Source organism: Alcanivorax sp. HI0044 (assembly GCF_001634945.1).
Map to the genome: position 1 here is coordinate 1 of NZ_LWEZ01001579.1, position 1291 is coordinate 1291.

The window sequence follows — 1291 nt, forward strand, 5'->3', positions numbered from 1 at the left end:
CCATTTCCTCGGCCAGGGGCGCATATTCCAGGTTGCTCAGGCCGGCACTGTATTCCCCGTACTCCTTGGGCAAGAACAGGTTCCACAGACCTTTGGCTTTGGCTTTTTCCTTCAGCTCATCCATGATCGGCGGGGTTTCCCACGGGCTTTTTTCCAACTGCTCGTGGTACAACCCTTCCACCGGGCGAATTTCGGTGTTGATGAAATCGCGCACCTGGGCGATCAATGTCTGCATTTTTTCTGTGTACTGAAAATCCATGAAACTCTCCCATTGAAAAATGCGGCACGCAGCACGCCTCACGCTACAGGCAAAGGCGCCATCAAGGGTGCTGAATGTCTTTCTTTAATAATAAGTAATCGCCTCGAAACGGTCCGGGCGATCCAGATGCGGCACGTTATTGAAACTGGCCATGCGCACCACCTTTTGATTGAAGAAACCGTGGCTCACGCTGCTGTTGCGGATCTGCAGGTTCAACTCCACCACGGCGTCATCCGACGCACCCAGAACGTGCCTGATAAACATAGCCATGGCACCGCCGGAGCTGACAATCAGCACCCGGTCCTTGTCGCTGTATTGCCGTTGGATATGCTCGCGAGCGGCAGCCACCCGGCCGGAGAAGCCCTGCCAGGTTTCTGGCAAATCACCGGTCAAGGTGTCCATGCGCCAGTGTTTCATGGCGGTCTTCAGCGCCTTGTAGAAAGCCGCGACCGGGGCGCCCTCACCGGGCACCTGATCCGGGTGCTGGGTGAGATAGGCATCCACCAGCGACTGGAAATCGAATTCGTTAAGCCCCGGCTGAATGTCTTCAGGCAAGGCCACACCCAGGCCTTCGCAAATGCCGGCGCCGGTTTCCCGGTGGCGTACCAGATTTCCGCACACCAGGGCATCAAAGCCCATATCCCGTTCGGCAAAATACTCGCCCAGCCAGCGTGCCTGCTGGTGACCCAGTTCGGAAAGGCGATCGTAATTATCGGTGCCGAACGACGCTTGCCCGTGGCGGACAAGATAAAACTGGGTCATGCGCGAATCCTCTGAGCTGAAAAGCGATGGGACCAGCCTAGATCAGGGCCATTAGTTAGTGAAATTGATATTTTGCATCCCGCTAAATAAATTTCATGCATCCATGCATGGCTATTATTTGGAACACTGTTCCGATATTGTCCATGGTTTTCCCTTTCCGGAGATGCGCCATGACGGAGCTGACACTGACCAGCGGATTTATTCAAACCCGCGAGCACAACGCCGTTCTACACGTCACCCTGGATCGCGCCGACAAGCTCAACGCGCTCA

2 protein-coding genes are annotated in these 1291 nt (G+C 55.4%); both read right to left on the minus strand.

Annotated features, from left to right (window positions below; genetic code table 11):
* A partial coding sequence (locus A3730_RS23785) for an acyl-CoA dehydrogenase family protein (RefSeq protein ID WP_197477605.1) occupies window positions 1-259 on the minus strand: 259 nt, incomplete at its 3' end.
* An 84-nt stretch (window positions 260-343) separates the two neighbouring features.
* Window positions 344-1021, minus strand: coding sequence for a histidine phosphatase family protein (locus A3730_RS23790; RefSeq protein ID WP_063519527.1), 678 nt, complete (start codon window positions 1019-1021; stop codon window positions 344-346).
* Window positions 1022-1291 lie beyond the last annotated feature (270 nt).